Annotated in this window: 10 protein-coding genes and 1 rRNA gene; 5 read left to right on the forward strand and 6 right to left on the reverse strand. The window is 62.3% G+C overall.

Translation table 11 applies throughout. The features are described from left to right. Positions 1 to 111 precede the first annotated feature (111 nt). The 4 genes from AAEZ05_RS09120 (at position 112) to AAEZ05_RS09135 (ending at position 2,481) form a co-directional block, all read left to right on the forward strand. Positions 112 to 996 carry a LysR family transcriptional regulator gene (locus AAEZ05_RS09120; protein WP_350646961.1) on the forward strand — a complete coding sequence of 295 codons (885 nt, stop codon included), beginning with the start codon at positions 112 to 114 and terminating at the stop codon, positions 994 to 996. Between the two features lie 45 nt (positions 997 to 1,041). Then, positions 1,042 to 1,617, forward strand: coding sequence for an NAD(P)H-dependent oxidoreductase (locus AAEZ05_RS09125; RefSeq protein WP_350646963.1), 576 nt, complete (start codon positions 1,042 to 1,044; stop codon positions 1,615 to 1,617). A 41-nt stretch (positions 1,618 to 1,658) separates the two neighbouring features. Further along, positions 1,659 to 2,030, forward strand: a complete 372-nt coding sequence (locus AAEZ05_RS09130) for a MerR family transcriptional regulator (RefSeq protein ID WP_350646965.1) — start codon at positions 1,659 to 1,661, stop codon at positions 2,028 to 2,030. Between the two features lie 106 nt (positions 2,031 to 2,136). Continuing rightward, the gene (locus AAEZ05_RS09135) at positions 2,137 to 2,481 is read left to right on the forward strand and encodes a cupin domain-containing protein (protein WP_028624747.1); all 345 of its coding nucleotides are present in this window, start codon (positions 2,137 to 2,139) and stop codon (positions 2,479 to 2,481) included. An 85-nt stretch (positions 2,482 to 2,566) separates the two neighbouring features. Here AAEZ05_RS09135 and mmsB read toward each other — a convergent pair whose 3' ends face one another. Together mmsB and AAEZ05_RS09145 are read right to left on the reverse strand one after the other, a co-directional pair. Further along, positions 2,567 to 3,454, reverse strand: a complete 888-nt coding sequence (gene mmsB / locus AAEZ05_RS09140) for a 3-hydroxyisobutyrate dehydrogenase (RefSeq protein ID WP_205894128.1) — start codon at positions 3,452 to 3,454, stop codon at positions 2,567 to 2,569. 10 nt (positions 3,455 to 3,464) lie between these two features. Next, the gene (locus AAEZ05_RS09145) at positions 3,465 to 4,991 is read right to left on the reverse strand and encodes a CoA-acylating methylmalonate-semialdehyde dehydrogenase (RefSeq protein WP_350646967.1); all 1,527 of its coding nucleotides are present in this window, start codon (positions 4,989 to 4,991) and stop codon (positions 3,465 to 3,467) included. A gap of 149 nt (positions 4,992 to 5,140) precedes the next feature. Between AAEZ05_RS09145 and AAEZ05_RS09150 the strand changes: the two genes are divergently transcribed. Next, entirely contained in the window at positions 5,141 to 6,088 is a 948-nt protein-coding gene (locus AAEZ05_RS09150) for a LysR family transcriptional regulator (RefSeq protein ID WP_350646969.1), read from the forward strand. Between the two features lie 63 nt (positions 6,089 to 6,151). Here the strand turns inward: AAEZ05_RS09150 and recD are convergent, their stop codons facing one another. From recD to rrf, 4 genes are all read right to left on the reverse strand, one after another. Continuing rightward, positions 6,152 to 8,254 (reverse strand): exodeoxyribonuclease V subunit alpha, encoded by a 2,103-nt coding sequence (recD, locus tag AAEZ05_RS09155; protein ID WP_045060092.1) that lies wholly within the window; start codon positions 8,252 to 8,254, stop codon positions 6,152 to 6,154. Further along, entirely contained in the window at positions 8,251 to 11,940 is a 3,690-nt protein-coding gene (recB, locus tag AAEZ05_RS09160) for an exodeoxyribonuclease V subunit beta (protein ID WP_350646972.1), read from the reverse strand. Before recB ends, recD begins: the two co-directional genes overlap by 4 nt. Further along, the gene (recC, locus tag AAEZ05_RS09165; RefSeq protein ID WP_350646974.1) at positions 11,937 to 15,389 is read right to left on the reverse strand and encodes an exodeoxyribonuclease V subunit gamma; all 3,453 of its coding nucleotides are present in this window, start codon (positions 15,387 to 15,389) and stop codon (positions 11,937 to 11,939) included. The genes recB and recC overlap by 4 nt, the downstream gene beginning before the upstream one ends. A 156-nt stretch (positions 15,390 to 15,545) precedes the next feature. Then, a 5S ribosomal RNA gene (gene rrf / locus AAEZ05_RS09170) occupies positions 15,546 to 15,661 on the reverse strand. Between the last annotated feature and the right edge of the window lie 214 nt (positions 15,662 to 15,875).

A 15,875-nucleotide genomic window follows, 5' to 3' on the forward strand; every position in this document is an offset into this window, starting at 1 on the left:
TCCCACAGGGTGCGGGTGTCGTGCTCAAGATTGCGCAGCACCTCAATCACTGTGGGAGCGGGCTTGCCCGCGAAGGGGGCAACCCGAACAACACACCTCTATGGACCCACCATGCACTTCGACCTCACCGACCTGCGCCTCTACTTGAACATCCTCGACAGCGGCAACATCACCGCCGGCGCAATCCGCAGTCATTTATCCCTGGCGGCAGCGAGCGCACGCATCCGGGCGATGGAATCGTCCCTGGGAGTGGATTTCCTGGTGCGCGGCAGACGCGGAGTCACCCCCACCGCTGCCGGCAAAGCCTTGGCGCAACACGCCCGGTTGCTGCTGCAACAGGCCGACCGCCTGCAACAGGACCTGGCCGAATATGCCCAGGGCGTCAAAGGACAAGTCCGGTTGCTGTGCAACACCACGGCGATGAGTGAATACCTGCCCGAACTGCTCGCCGACTTTCTGCTCAGCCATCCCAACCTGGACATCGACCTGCAGGAATTGCCCAGTGCGCGCATCACCCATGCGCTACGCCAGGGCGCGGCGGATCTGGGCATTGTCTCGGATGCCGTGGACAGCAGCGACCTGCAAACCCGCCCGTTTCGCGACGACCCGCTGGTATTGATCATGCCGCCCGACCACCCCCTGGCCAGGCTCGGCGCCCTGAGCTTCAGCGACACCCTGGCGCACGACTACGTTGGCCTGAACAGCAACAGCGCCCTGGCGATTTACCTGGAAGAACAGGCGCTGCATATCGGTTCCCGCCTGCAGATTCGCATCAGGGCCGATGGCTTCGATGGCGCCATGCGCATGGTCGCCCGCGGGGCCGGGCTGGCCATCGTGCCGCAGGCGGCAGTGGCACGCTGGCCCGGCGCGCCAGCGTTGCACAGCATCGCGCTGGCCGAAGACTGGGCGCAGCGCCAACTGCTGTTGTGTGCCCGCGACTTCGCGCAACTGCCCGGTTACGCCAAGGCCTTGCTGCATGCCTTGACTCTCCCCTGAGGGGCAGACTTTACCCTTGGGTTTTCCTCTTCAAGGACAGCCACGATGGGCAAACGGATTCTGGTGATTCTCGGTCACCCCTCGAGCAGCAGTTTTTGCGCCGCCGTGGCCGAGCGCTACACCCAGTCAGCCCTGCGTGCCGGGCATGAAGTGCGCCAACTGTTCCTCGGCCAGCTGGCGTTCGACCCCGTATTGCGTGAAGGCTACCAACAGGTTCAACCACTGGAAGCCGACCTGCTGCAAGCCCAGGCGGATGTCTTGTGGGCCGAGCAACTGACGCTGGTGTTCCCGATCTGGTGGGGCGGGATTCCAGCCTTGCTCAAGGGCTTTTTCGACCGGGTGTTCCTCCCCGGTTTCGCCTTCAAGTACCGCAAAGGCAAAGCCTTCCCCGACAAACTCCTGCACGGTCGCAGCGCGCACCTGCTGGTGACCATGGATACGCCGCCCTGGTACTACCGCTGGTTCTACCGCATGCCCGGCTTGCATCAAATGCGCAGGACCATGCTGCAGTTCTGCGGCATCAAGCCCACCCGGACGCTGACCTTCGGCCCGATTCTCGACTCCAGTCACGCGCAGCGAGAGCGGTGGTTGCAGCAAGCCGAAGCTATCGCCAGTCGCTGAGTGCGCCGATAATGCCCGGGACTCATTAAAGGGAATTATTGATGTACATCGGCCAGGCTGCGCAGCGCTCCGGAACCACGATCAAAAGCATCCGCCATTACGAGGCGATCGGGCTGCTGCCGGTGGCCGAGCGTCAGGGTAAATATCGCGTGTACGACCAGCAGAGCGTCGAACTGCTGGCCTTCATCAAATGTGCTCAGCAACTGGGGTTCCGCCTCAAAGAGCTGCAGGCGATTTTCGCCGGCCATCAGGGAACCCAGGTGCCCTGGGCATTGGCCCATCAGGCCATCGCGGCGAAGAAGCAGGAGATCAGCGAGCGGATGGCTGCCCTGGCGCGGCAACACGCCCAACTGGTGGAGTTTGAACTGGGTCTCGAACAGGCCCGGGCCGCTTGTCCGCTGGAGACGCTTTAGGCGCCTGCGCGTTTCTGGACACCCCGATGTCGAGCACAGACAACTCGCCAGCGGGCGGGCGCTATAGGGTGCGACTTCGTTCTTGCATCCACTGCCCGGAGTCCACATGACCGCACCTATTACCGTTCTTCGCGACACCCATCCCCTGCCGGTACTCGACGCCTGCAAATGGGAAAAACTCGAAGGCGATCCGCACACCGTCAATCTCAACGCCTACACCAGCGAAGACGGCAGCAAGATCATGGGCACCTGGATCTGCACGCCGGGCAAATGGTATGTGGAATACGTGAAGTGGGAGTACTGCCATTTCCAGGAAGGCTACTGCGTGATCACGCCGGAAGGCATGGCGCCGATCCATCTGCGGGCAGGGGATATCTTTGTCGTTGAGCCAGGGATGAAAGGCACGTGGGAAGTGGTCGAGACTGTGCGCAAGTACTTTGTGTTTGCCTGATGCATAGAAAAGATCGCAGCCTGCGGCATTCCCGTGTAGGAGCTGCCGCAGGCTGCGATCTTTTGCTTTTGCGAATTACCCGCTTTTACTGGGGTTTGCGATAGCTGTTGATGATCGCCGAGAAGTCTTGGCCACCCTCCCCGCGCAGGCTCATTGCCTGATACAACTGCTGCGCCACGGCGCCCAGCACCACAGGCTGGTGCGCCTGACGGGCCGCCTCAGTCGCCAGCCCCAAGTCCTTGAGCATCAGTTCGGCACCGAAGCCGCCGGTATAGCCGCGCGACGCCGGAGCGGTCTCGACGATGCCCGGCCACGGGTTGTACATCTCCGAACTCCAGCAGCGCCCGGTGGAGCTGTTGATGATCCCGGCCAGCACTCCGGTGTCGATGCCCAGGGCATCACCCAGGGCCATGGCTTCGCTGACGCCGACCATGGAAATTCCCAGCAGCAGGTTGTTGCAGATCTTGGCGATCTGCCCGGTGCCGACTTCGCCGCAATGCACGATATTGCGGCCCATCTGCGCCAGCACCGGTTGCAGCGTGGCAAACAGCTCGGGCGTGGCACCGACCATGAATGTCAGGGTGCCGGCAGCTGCGCCGCCCGTGCCGCCAGACACCGGCGCATCGGCCATGGCCACGCCTTGTTTGGCAGCAGCGCTTGCTACTTCACGCGCCGTCTGTGGGTCAATGGTGCTGCAATCCACTGCCGGAACGCCTTCGCCAATCCCCGCGAGCACGCCGTTTTCACCCAGCCACACACTGCGCACATGCACGGCGGCCGGCAGCATGGTAATCACCAGCTCCGCACCTTGGGCCGCCTCACGGGCGGAGGCGCTGATGCTGCCGCCCAGTTGCTCCAGCTCCGCCAGCACGGTGGTATTCAGGTCGACCAGCTTGAGGTCATGACCAGCCTTGATCAGGTTGCGCGCCATCGGCGCGCCCATGTTGCCCAGACCGATAAATGCGATTTTCATGGACCACTCCTTAGCGCAAGTTGATGGTGGTGTTCACACCGTCGTTGACGCTGTTGTCATCGAACCAGCGACTGGTGACCGTCTTGGTCTGAGTGTAGAACTGCACCACTTGCTTGCCATACGGGCCGAGATCGCCAAGCTTGGAACCGCGCGAGCCGGTAAAGCTGAAGAACGGGACCGGCACCGGGATCGGGATGTTGATGCCGACCTGGCCGACGTCGATTTCATTCTGGAATTTACGTGCCGCCGCACCGCTCTGGGTGAACAGGCCAGTGCCGTTGCCAAAGGGGTTGGCGTTGACCAGGGTGATGGCCTCGTCCAGCGTATTGACCTCCAGCACCACCAGCACCGGGCCGAAGATTTCCTGGGTGTAGATCTGCATGTCGGTGGTCACCCCGGAAAACAGGGTTGGGCCAACGAAGTTGCCCTGCTCGTAGCCGGCCACACTGATGTCGCGCCCGTCCAGCTCCAGCTTCGCACCTTCCTTGATGCCGCTTTCGATCAGGTCGAGGATGCGCGCCTTGGCGCGCTTCGAAATCACCGGCCCAACGTCGGTACCCGGCTCACTGCCGGCATTGACCTTGAGTTTCTGCGCCAGTGCTTTCAAATCAGGCAGCCATTGCTTGGCCGCGCCCACCAGCACCACCACAGACGTGGCCATGCAGCGTTGACCCGCTGCGCCAAAACCGGCACCGACCAGCGCATTCAGCGCCTGTTCGCGGTTGGCGTCCGGCAGCACCACGGCATGGTTTTTCGCGCCCATCATCGATTGCACGCGCTTGCCATGTTTGCCCGCCAGGTCGTACACGTGAGTGCCGACCGCAGTCGACCCGACGAAGGACACCGCCTTGATGTCCTTGTGGGTGCAGAGCGCATCCACCACATCCTTGCCGCCGTGCACCACGTTGAGCACGCCCGCCGGAACGCCCGCTTCGATCGCCAGCTCCACCAGCAGCAGGGTCGACAGCGGATCCTGTTCGGAAGGTTTCAACACGAAGGTATTGCCGCAGGCAATGGCCATCGGGAACATCCACAGCGGAATCATCGCCGGGAAGTTGAACGGAGTGATACCGGCGCACACGCCGATCGGCTGGCGCAGGGTGTAGGTGTCGACGCCGCTGGCGACGTTCTCGGCGAACTCGCCCATCTGCAGGGTGCCGATGGAACAGGCATGCTCGACCACTTCCAGGCCACGGAAAATATCGCCTTCAGCATCGGCAATGGTTTTGCCCTGCTCGTTGCTCAGCACCACGGCAATGCGCTTGGAGTGCTCGCGAATCAACGCCTGGAGCTTGAGCATGATGCGCATGCGCGCGCCGATCGGCGTCAGCTTCCAGGTCTGGAAGGCGCGATGGGCAGCGGCAATGGCTGCGTCGACTTCCGAGGCGGTGGCAAACGGAACCTTGGCGAGCACTTGCTGAGTCGCCGGGTTGACGATGTCGTGCCACTCGGTGGATTGCGACTCGACCCACTCGCCGTCGATCAACAGCTTGACCTTCTGCACGGTGGTTTCGTTGGGCGTGAGCGATGCGTTCATGTTGGGTCTCCTGGACTTGTTGTTATCAGGGAGCCAAGGCGAGAAAGTCGCCTTGAGATGAGGCGTGTGTCGCGAATTGGTTGTCGGACGGTTTTTGGAGTATAGATGTGCAAACTTCTAATAAGAACGCACATAAAAGCCGGTCCATCATGCAAAAAAACATCACGTCTCTAGGCTCGCTGAACTGGGATGACCTCAAGTTTTTCCTCGAAGTCGCCCGCACCCGCAAGGCCAGCACCGCCGCCAAGCGCCTGGCAGTGGACTACACCACGGTGTCGCGGCGCATCAGTTCGCTGGAAACGGCGCTGGGCACACTGTTGTTCGAAAAATCCCGCACCAGCGGTTTTGTGCTGACGGCCGAAGGCCAACGACTGCTGGGTTATGCCGAATCGATCGAGAGCACCCTGCACATGGCCTGCGAGCAGGTGTCTGGCTCCGGGGTGGCGTTATCCGGGCATGTGCGCATGGGCTGCACCGAAGGGTTCGGCAGCTTTTTCATCACCCCGCAGCTGAGCCATTTCGTCGACGCCTACCCGGCGATCTCGGTGGATATCCTGCCGCTGCCGCACTTCATCAGCCTGTCCAAGCGCGAGGCCGACATCGTCATCGCCCTGGAGCGCCCGGAGCATGGCCCGTACGTGTGCTGCAAATTGTGCGACTACCGCTTGCAGCTGTACGCGACCCAGGACTACCTCGACCAGCACCCGCCCATCCGTCGCCCCAGCGACCTGGCCAAACATGCGTTCATCAGTTATGTGGATGACCTGGCGTTCAGCTCGGAGCTGCTGTACCTGGCCAACGTACTGCCCGGCGCCAGCGCCAACCTGCGCAGCACCAGCGTCATCGCGCAGTTCGTCGCCGCGCAACAGGGCCGGTCGCTCGCCATCCTGCCGTGCTTCCTGGCGGCCCAGGATCCACGGCTGCTGCCGGTGCTGCCGAGCGAGATCAACATCACCCGGCAGTTCTGGATGTACTGCCGGGAGGATTTGAGGAAGCTCAAGCGGATCACCCTGTTGTGGGACTACGTCCGCGGGGTGACCGAGCAGAATCAGGCCCTGTTGATGGGTGAGAGCCGCGAGATGCTGTTCGCCGATTAGCCGGCGGATACCACATCGACACACGGCGGTTCTCGGTGCGGCCGGCAAGTCGGCCAGTTTGCGTTACTGGCCGGGGGCCTCATCCAGTTCAAGCATCAGCCCACTCAGGCGCTTGACCTTGCGCCGCACGGCCTCTTCGAAGACGCCGGCCCGGGGTTCTATCAGGGTGAACCAGTTTTTTGCCCGGGTGATTCCGGTGTAGATCAGCTCCTTGGTGAGGACCGGGTTGAGGGCGTCCGGGAGGATCAGTGCGGTGTGGGCAAACTCTGAGCCCTGGGATTTGTGCACCGTCATCGCGTACACGGTTTCGACGTCATTGAGCCGGCTCGGCAGTACAAAACGCACACCACCTTGACCATCGTTGCGCGGGAATGCCACGCGCAACACCTGCTTTCCGGCTTCAGGCCCCTCGCGTTCCGGTAGCTTGAGCGCGATGCCGATGTCACCGTTCATCAGCCCCAGACCGTAGTCGTTACGCGTCATCAATACCGGGCGTCCTTCGTACCACTGCTGATCGTTATCGATCAATCGGGCCTTGAGCAGCGCGGCGGTCACTCGCTGATTCAGGCCTTCCACGCCCCAGGGGCCCTTGCGTACGGCGCAGAGCAACTGGAAGGCGTCGAACGCCTGCAGCACCTGGCGAGCCCAGTCGGCCCAGCAAGGATCCTCAAGGGCTCGGCCAGGCGCCGGGCGCTGCTGGCGCAGCAGGCCGAGGTAATGCCGATAACCCTGCGGCCCATCGCCGTGACCTTCAAGCAGCAAACGCTCCAGCGCCCGGTCCTGTTCGCCCTTGAGCGACAGGCTGAACACGTCGTCGTGGCTGCGGGTGGCCAGCAGTTTGCGCGCCTCTTCAGGCTGCTGCTGATTGACCCGGCGAGCCAGCTGACCAATGCCGCTGCCCTCCCCGAAGCGGCGAGAATGGCGCAGCATCACCACTTGTTGCGCCAGCGGGTGAACGCCTTGGGTATCCTCGTGCAGGTCGCTGTTTGCCAGGCTTTCGCCACTGACCTGCTCCAGCCACTGGCGAGTCTGCGGGCTGTACCAGCCGGCTTCCGCGTCACGGCACAGATCGCCCAGCACGGCGCCCGCTTCAACCGACGCCAGCTGATCCTTGTCACCCAGCAGCACCAGTCGCGCATGGGCTGGCAGGGCATCGAGCAGATTGGCCATCATCTCCAGGTCGATCATCGACGCTTCATCCACCACCAGCACATCCAGTGGCAGGCGATTGCCCGCGTGATGCCGGAAGTGCCGCGTCCCGGGCCGGCTGCCGAGCAGGCGGTGAACCGTGGTGACGTCCGAAGGAATTTTCGCCCGGACCGCTTCGCTGACTTCCAGCGTCCTGACCTGCTGGCTGATGGACTCGGTCAAGCGCGCCGCCGCCTTGCCCGTGGGTGCGGCAAGACGGATGCGCAGCGGCTGGCCAGCCTCCACTGCGGGCGCCTGGAGCAACGCCAGCAAACGCACGACGGTGGTGGTCTTGCCGGTCCCGGGACCACCGGTGACGATACTGAATGCACTGCGGGTCGCCAGGGCGCAGGCGAGTTTTTGCCAGTCGATCACTTCACCCGGCCTGGCGGGACCGAACAGGCCGGTGAGGCGCTGGCTCAAATCCGCAGGGGTCACTTCGTGCTCAGCCAGGCGCTGGCGCAATGACAGGTCGATGCGTCGTTCGTACGCCCAGTAGCGCCGCAGATACAGGCGTTTACCCGACAGCACCAAAGGCCTTTGCTGCGCATTCTCGCGTCCGTCGGCTGCCAATGCGACCAAGGGGCTGACCGCCAGCGCCTTGCACCAGTGAGCGCCGTCGAGGGCCTCAAGCAATTGCGAGGGCAACACCATTGAGCCGCCTTGCACATCGCCTTCGGGTGGCAGGGACAGGGCAAAGTCCGGTTCCTTGAGAGTCTCGTACAGATCCAGGCACACATGCCCGTGACCCAGCTGGTGGCTGGTCAGCGCGGCCGCCAGCAATACCAGGGGATCGTCATCGGGCGCCAGCTCATGCAGGAAGGCCACGAACGCCTTGTCCAATGCACGCAACCAGCCGCGCTCAACCCAGCGTGTGAGCAACAGCAGCAAGTCTTCGGCGCGGCTCAAGGGTGCGAGGTCGGCCAGGCTTTCAGCCGCCAGTGAGGTGGGCAGCAAATCGGCGAAGGTGCGACTCATAGCAGTTCTCCCTGTTCCCAGGCGGGTTCGGCCTTGGGCTGCGGCTTGCCCTGGAACAGGCGATCAAGCTGTTCGATCAACTCCCTTGGCGGACGGGCGAAATAAACCCCCTGGCTGGCTGCACGGGTGCCGCGCAGGAACAGGTACAACGCACCGCCCACGTGACGGTCATAGTCGTAATCGGCCAAACGTGCTTTTAGCTGGCGATGCAGGGCCAGCAGGTACAGCACGTACTGCAGGTCATAGCGGTTGTCGAGGATCGATTGCTCCATCGCTTGCCCGGTATACGCCGAGTCATCGACACCCAGCCAGTTGGATTTGTAATCCGCCACGTAATACCGACCTTCGTGTTCGAACGTCAGGTCGATGAAGCCCTTGAACATGCCGTTAAGCAATACCGGTTCTGCCGCAACCCGCGCGACGCCTTTGTGGGTGTATTGGCGCACCAGCTCATCGAGTTTCAGCACGTCCACCTTGTGGCTGGCGAACCAGAATTCCATCTCGACCCGGTACTGGGTCAGGTGCTCGAACACGACCGGGGCCGGCCCTGCCCCCAGGTGCAGCGGCGATTTGAGCAAGTGCTGCAGCCAGTCACTCAAGGTGGTAATCCAGCCTTCCCAGCCGCGCCGATTACAGCGACGCGCAATGGCGTCTTCAACCGCTTGTGGGTTGGCGCAAAAGCCTTCACCACCGGCCCATTCCAGCAGCCCATGGAGAAAGGTGCCGGGGCCTGGGCCGCGAGGGAATCGATGGATGTCCGCGCCGCCGGCCGCCACTTCACGCGGAGCATTGGGGTCGAGGCGTTCGTCGTCGAACAGTTTCTGTGCCTGAGGGTTTTCCGGTGCTTCGTCGCTGCCGATACTCAAGCTGTCGCCGATACGCAAGGCGCTGTAGGAGGCGATCCACCAGTTTTCACTGGCACGGCGTTTGGGCATCAGCGGCGCGAGCAGGCGCGCGTCGTTCTGCGGTGGCTGGTAGTGCTCGGCGTTAGCGGGCGGGACTTCGCAATAACGCAGGGCCGGGCAATCTTGCTGAAGGTCTTCCAGCCAGCGTTTTAAACCGGCAGATTCCGCCAGCATGGCACCGCCACCCAATAGATAACCCAGTGCCGACAGATGCAGCACCGAGCTGTTGTGATTGCCTCGCTTGAGATCCGTGACACCGAGCCAGCAGGCGTGCTGCGCCCGGGTCAGGGCGACATACAGCAAGCGCAAGTCCTCGGCCAGGCGCTCGTGATCGGCCAGTGCGATCAATTCGGCCGTCGGCTTCAGGCTCATCTGCGCCTTGCCGTTGGCATCGTGGTAGTGCAACGGCAGCCGACTGCCGTCCACCGGCTTGGCCGAGCAAATGAACGGCAGGAACACCAGGGGATATTCCAGGCCCTTGGACTTGTGAATGGTCACGACCTTGACCAGTTGCTCGTCGCTCTCCAGACGCAGTATCTGCTCTTCCCCCGCCTGGCCGGATAGCGCCAGGTGCTCGGACAGGTGCCGAATCAGCGCCTGCTCGCCATCGAGTTCGGCGGCAGCCTGCTGCAGCAGTTCGGACAGGTGCAAAAGATTGGTGAGAATTCGTTCGCCATCGCTGCGGGCGATCAATGTCTGCGGCAACTTGAAGTCGTGCAGCAGGCGTCGCAGCATCGGCAATACGCCCTGCTTGCGCCAGAGCTCACGGTAGCTGCGGAACTGCATGACCCGCGCTTCCCATGCCAGCTCATCCTGATTGAGCCGTTCAAGTTCGGCCAGAGACAGGTTCAACGTGATGCAGGCCAATGCAGCGCGCAACGGCCGCTCGACATCCGGCTCGGCGCAGGCCTTGAGCCAGGACAGCAGGTCATGGGCCTCCTGCGCGGCGAACACTGAGTCCTTGTCTGACAGGTAGACACTGCGCACGCCACGGGCCGACAGCTCGGCGCGTACGGCCTGGGCTTCCTTGCCGTCGCGCACCAGGATGGCGATATCCGCCGGCAGCAGGCCTCTGAAATCCTTGCCGTCCTGATGGAATCCCGACTGTCGCTGTTGCCCGCTGTTGAGCAGGGCGGTGATTTCACTGGCGCAGGCGGCGGCCAATTGTTTGCGGTAGACCGCGCCCGACAGCGGTTGCTCGCCAGGCAGGTGCCAGATGTTCAGTGCAGGCACCGTGCTGCCCTCTATCTGCAGCACTTCCTTGCGGCCCTGGGATTGGACCGGCAGGAATGGCACGGGATTTACGCCGTTGCGTTCACGGAACAGGAACGCCCCGCGCCCCAGTTCACGCCTCTCGGCACGTTCGAACACATGATTGACCGCCTCGACCATGCCATGGCTGGAACGGAAGTTGGTCCCCAGGGTATGCAGCCGGCCAGTGGTGGCCTGGCGCGCCCGCAGATAAGTATGAATATCGGCGCCACGGAAGGCGTAGATGGCCTGCTTGGGGTCGCCGATCAGGAACAGGCCGCAGTCGGGGTTGTTGTCTTCGATGCGATAGATGGTTTCGAAAATCCGGTACTGCACCGGGTCGGTGTCCTGGAACTCATCGATCAATGCCACCGGAAACTGTTCGCGAATCAGCGTGGCGAGGCGCTCGCCACCTTCGGCTTGCAGGGCGGCATCGAGGCGCAGCAGCATGTCATCGAAGCCCATCTCCGCACGGCGCCGCTTCTCTTCTTCGAACCGGGTACCCACCCATTGGGCCGCGTGTTGCAGTACGGCCGCATCGGGAGTCGGCAGGTTATCCAGACTGGCCTTCAGCCCCGGCATCGCATCCAGCCCCGGGTGACTTGGCACTTCGCCCTTCCAGGCTTCGGCCATGCCGTCCGGGGTCAGGCGGGTGAAGCCGGTGCCGATGTCCAGTTGCTCCAGCGATTCGTCCGCGGCCCAGGCCTGGATCTTTTCAAACCAGGGTTCGAAATAACGCGCCTGCATCTTGCGCCCGTCGACGCTCTTGCTTGCGACGCCCTGGTGGCAGATGGCGAGCAGCTCCTGTGCCCATTGAGTCCAGGGCATCTTCAGCTCAAGCAATGCCGCCCGCCGTTCCTGCAGGCATTCGGTAATCAGTTGCGCAGGCTCTTTGCCGGCAGTGGTGCCACGCTCACTGGCGAACAGCCCACGCACACGCGGCAACAACGCCGCCGGCCCCCCCCAGTTTCCACGCACCCAGCTCAGTGCATCGCCTTGCATGGGGTAGCAGAACAACCGCCAGTAATCGCGCAGGACTTCACCCAGCAAGTCGCTGTGGTCAGTTTCCAGGCTCTGGGTAAACAGGCTGCCACTGTCGAACGCGTGCTCGCGCAACATGCGCTGGCACCAGCTGTGGATGGTCGAGACAGCGGCTTCGTCCATCCACTGCGCCGCGATGTCCAGGCGGTTGGCACATCCGGCCCACTGTTCCCCCGGGTATTGATCACGCAGGTCGGCAATCAGGGCGTCTGGTGCAGTTATTTCATCGCGGAAAAAGCGCGCCGCTTCAGCCAGGCGCGTGCGGATGCGTTCGCGCAGCTCCTTGGTCGCCGCGTCGGTGAAGGTCACGACGAGGATCTGCGGCGGCAGCAGTTCACGGCCGAAACCGGTGGACTCGCCACCGTGGCCCAGGACCAGGCGCACATACAATGCGGAGATGGTAAAAGTCTTGCCGGTGCCGGCGCTGGCTTCGATCAGCTGGCTGCCGCGAAGCGGAAAAGCCAGGGCCAGTGGCGTCTTGTCGGTCATGCGCGCGAGTCCTCGCTGTTCAACGAACGCCAGGGAGCTTGCAGCAGCGGTCGATACAATGCATCGCACCACCCGGGGAATGATTCATCCGCCGTGAGCGCGTCGTAGTCCTTGAACTGCCGGGCCAGCGCAGCACTTTCACGCCGTTCGCCGTCAGTGGTCAGGCCATCGCCTTCATAGGCTTTGCGAGCGGCGGCTTCGGCCTTCAGCGGGTCGGTCTGACCCAGCCAGGCAAAGGCCGTTTTCACGGCAATCGGCAGCGGCTGGCACATGCCGGTTTTCCAGGCCAGCAGCAGATCGCCCAGAATGCCCAAAGCCTGTGCCTGCTCCATTGGGGCCAGCAGCAGACTGTCGTCACTGGCCACCAGCGCGGTGGTCATTGGCCAACCGCTGGCGCAAGCCACCAGATGGTTGACCCAGGGGCGCGTGAGCCGATGCCATTTACGCGCCTTGATCGCACCAATGCTGTTGGGGATAGTTGTCACCGACAACAAGCCGCCATCGGCACGCTGATGCAGGCCGCTTAGCCAGCCCTCCAGGCGCAGGCCTTGGGACTCCAGGTTCAACGGCAACGCGCTGGCGAGCGGGGTCGGCCACAACGTCAGCAGTTGTTGATAACGCTGCAGCAGGTCCGGCAGCGGTTCGATCAGTTCCCGTTGCAGGTATTCGCCAAAGCCGGCCATGGGCAGCAGGCCACTGTTCTGCAGGCGGATGGCGTGTGCAGCCAGTGTCTGATCCACGAAATCGGGTTGCCCCAGTGCCGCCTCCAGCAAACTGTCGCTGAGGCTGTAGCGTTGCAGGGCATCGAGGACAAAAGGCTCTTCATTGGCCAGGGGGGCTTCGGCCGCTTCAAAGAATATCTTCAAGCGTTGGCTGAAGAAGTGGCGCACCGGATTGCGCAGGAAATCCTGAAGTTGCCCCAGGCTCAATGGCTCTTCCTGGACGTAGGGTTCAAGGGTCTCGAACGCGGCATCCACGGCACTGGCTTGATGGAGGGTCTGCCATTCGCTGGCATAGCTGAACAGCCCATCGCCCTCATGGAAATAGCGGGCGCTGAAAGGCTGTAGCGGGTGTTCCTGGGTCATGGCTTCAAGCAGGTCCTGGGACTCATCGGCCGAGTGCCAACCGCTGGCCAGGTGATCGCGAAGCTGGCCGATCAGTACCGAGGCCGGACGTTCGCTGTTGTCGCGAATGCTGCGGCCTACCCAGCTGATATAAAGCTGATCACGGGCCGAGAGCAGGGCTTCGAGCAGGAGATAACGGTCGTCTTCGCGCCGGGATCGATCGCCGGGGCGGTAATCGCTGCCCATCAAGTCGAAGTCCAGCGGCGGTTGCGCGCGAGGGTAGTCGCCGTCGTTCATGCCCAGCAGGCACACCAGTTTGAACGGGATAGCCCGCATGGGCATCAAGGTGCAGAAGTTGACTGCCCCGGCCAGGAACCGCTGGGATAAACGCCCCTGATCGAGGCCCGCGAGCCAGGCTTCGCGAACCACGGTCAGGGGCAACTGGTCATGCAGCCCAACCGACTCACAGGTTTCCAGCCAGGTTTCGCGCAACTCTTCCAGCTGGGCGAGCAAGTAGTCGTCGTGTTCGTTGCTGGCCTGGAAAAACAACTGGATCAACGCTTGCAGGCGCATGCCCCATTGCCCGGGAGCTGCAGGAGAGGCCAGTTCATGGTGAGCAATGTCCAGCGCATCGAGCAGCGCTACCAGCGGCCCGATCAGCGCGGCATCCAGGCCGCCGATCTCGTCATAGGGCTCGATGCCGCCGTAGGCACCAGAGCTGCCTACCGCGTAACCGAGTAACATCCTGCGCAGGCCGAAACGCCAGCTGTTTTGCTCAAGCTCGGCGGGCAAGCCGAGACTGGCGCGCTGCTCGGCATCCATGCCCCAGCGGATGCCCGCACCTTCGATCCAGCGATGCAGGGTCGGCAGGTCCCGCTCCTCAACTCCGAATCGCGACCGCAATGCAGGAACGTCCAGCAGATCGAGGATCTCGCTGACGGGGAAACGACTGTCAGGCAGTTTCAGCAAATGCTCGACGGCGATCAGCAATGGATCGCGACCGCGTTGCCCCTGATCGGCGAGTGTGAACGGTATGAAGCGCTGGTCCCTGTGCTCCAGCTGGCCGAATACTGCGCGAATATGCGGGGCATAGCTGTCGATGTCCGGCACCATGACGATGACGTCACGGGGTCTCAGATCAGGATTAGCACTGAAGCGCGCGAGCAACTGGTCGTGGAGAATTTCCACTTCCCGCTGGGCGCTGTGGGCGATGTGAAAACGGATCGACTGATCATGCTCAAGATCAACAGCCGGCCAGAGCTCGCGGGTTTCACCCAGGGGGCGCAGTTCGAGGATGTCGTCCTGCAGTTGATTGAGCATGTTCAGCGGCGTGCTGTCGCTGAACAGGTCGATGCGACCGTCGCGAAACGCCGAGCGATAGCTGTTGGGATCGTCGTAGCTGTCGAGCAGGTTGATGTAGTCACGACCTTGCTTACCCCATGCCGCCAGCAATGGATGCGCATGCTGATGGAGGGTATGCGGGTCGAGTACAACGGGCATTCCGTTCTTGCGCGCCTGGCGCTTGTATTGGTGCCGTAACAGGTCTTTATCGGCGACGATGTCTGCCCAATGGTGACGACATGGGTTGTGCACGCACAGCAGGACCTGGCTGAAACGGGCCAACCCGGCCAGCGCTTCCAGGGCCTGGGCAGGCAGCGAGGAAATCCCGAATACGATCACCCGCGAAGGCAGCCCCGCAGGCGCTTCGTCCAGGCTATTGATGCGCTCGATAAACCGTTGGTGCACGCCCGCACGGCTTTGCGCCATGCCCTGCTCACCCACATCCAGCAACAGTGCGCGCCACAACTCCGCTTGCCAGGCGTTGGCCGGCGTCAGCGGCTTGGCTTCGCCGCGTCCATTGCGTAACTGGTGTCGACCTTCCGCCCAGTCTTCAAGCCAGTCGGCGCGGTAGACCTGGTATTGGTCAAACAGGTCGGCCAGGCGTTCGGACAGCTGATAACGCTTGCGCAAGTCGGTGTCGTTGGTGAGGAAGCGTTGCAGGGGCTCGAAGTGAGGCTGATCGATCACCTGCGGCAGCAGGCGCATCAGGCGCCAGGTCAAGGGCGCTTTATCGAGCAAGGATTTGACCGGAATTTCCTCGCGACCAAGGACCATGCGATACAGCTGCCACATGAAACTGCCGGGCAGCTGCACGTCTATGGCAGCGGCAATTCCGCAGCCGCCCGTATCGTCCTCTTCAGGGTCTTCTGCCAGTGCCAGCTTGAGCCATTGGGCAATGCCGTTGCTCTGGACCAGGGCGATTTCGTTTTCCAGGGGGGCCAGCGGGTACCGCCGCATCCAGCTGACTACCAGGCTGCGCAACTCGTCCAGGCGGTTGCCGTGAACCACCATAAAACCAGCACTGAGGGACGTCGCGTCCGGCATAAAGGCTTCCTTGGAAAAATACAAACGCCAGGGCGAACCTTAGCATTGTCGGCAGACTGTGGCAGCCGGGAGCGGCCCGGTGTTGATGCGGGAATTTTCTCGCGGACAAAAACAAAACCCCTACCTGCATACGCAGATAGGGGTTTCGGAATTTAATCTTGACGATGACCTACTCTCACATGGGGAAACCCCACACTACCATCGGCGATGCATCGTTTCACTGCTGAGTTCGGGATGGGATCAGGTGGTTCCAATGCTCTATGGTCGTCAAGAAATTCGGGTACTGAGTCGTGGCCAGCTGGCCTCGCTTCAGCAAATTGGGTATGTGATAGCTTTCGGTGTTTGCAAGCGTCGAACTTTCGGTTCATTTCGTCTTCACACACCGCAATCTGGTGCTCGTTAGAGCAAGCAAATTGCTTGGGTGTTATATGGTCAAGCCTCACGGGCAATTAGTATTGGTTAGCTCAACGCCTCACAGCGCTTACA

The organism is Pseudomonas sp. HY13-MNA-CIBAN-0226 (assembly GCF_040310305.1).
Taxonomy (GTDB): domain Bacteria; phylum Pseudomonadota; class Gammaproteobacteria; order Pseudomonadales; family Pseudomonadaceae; genus Aquipseudomonas; species Aquipseudomonas gregormendelii.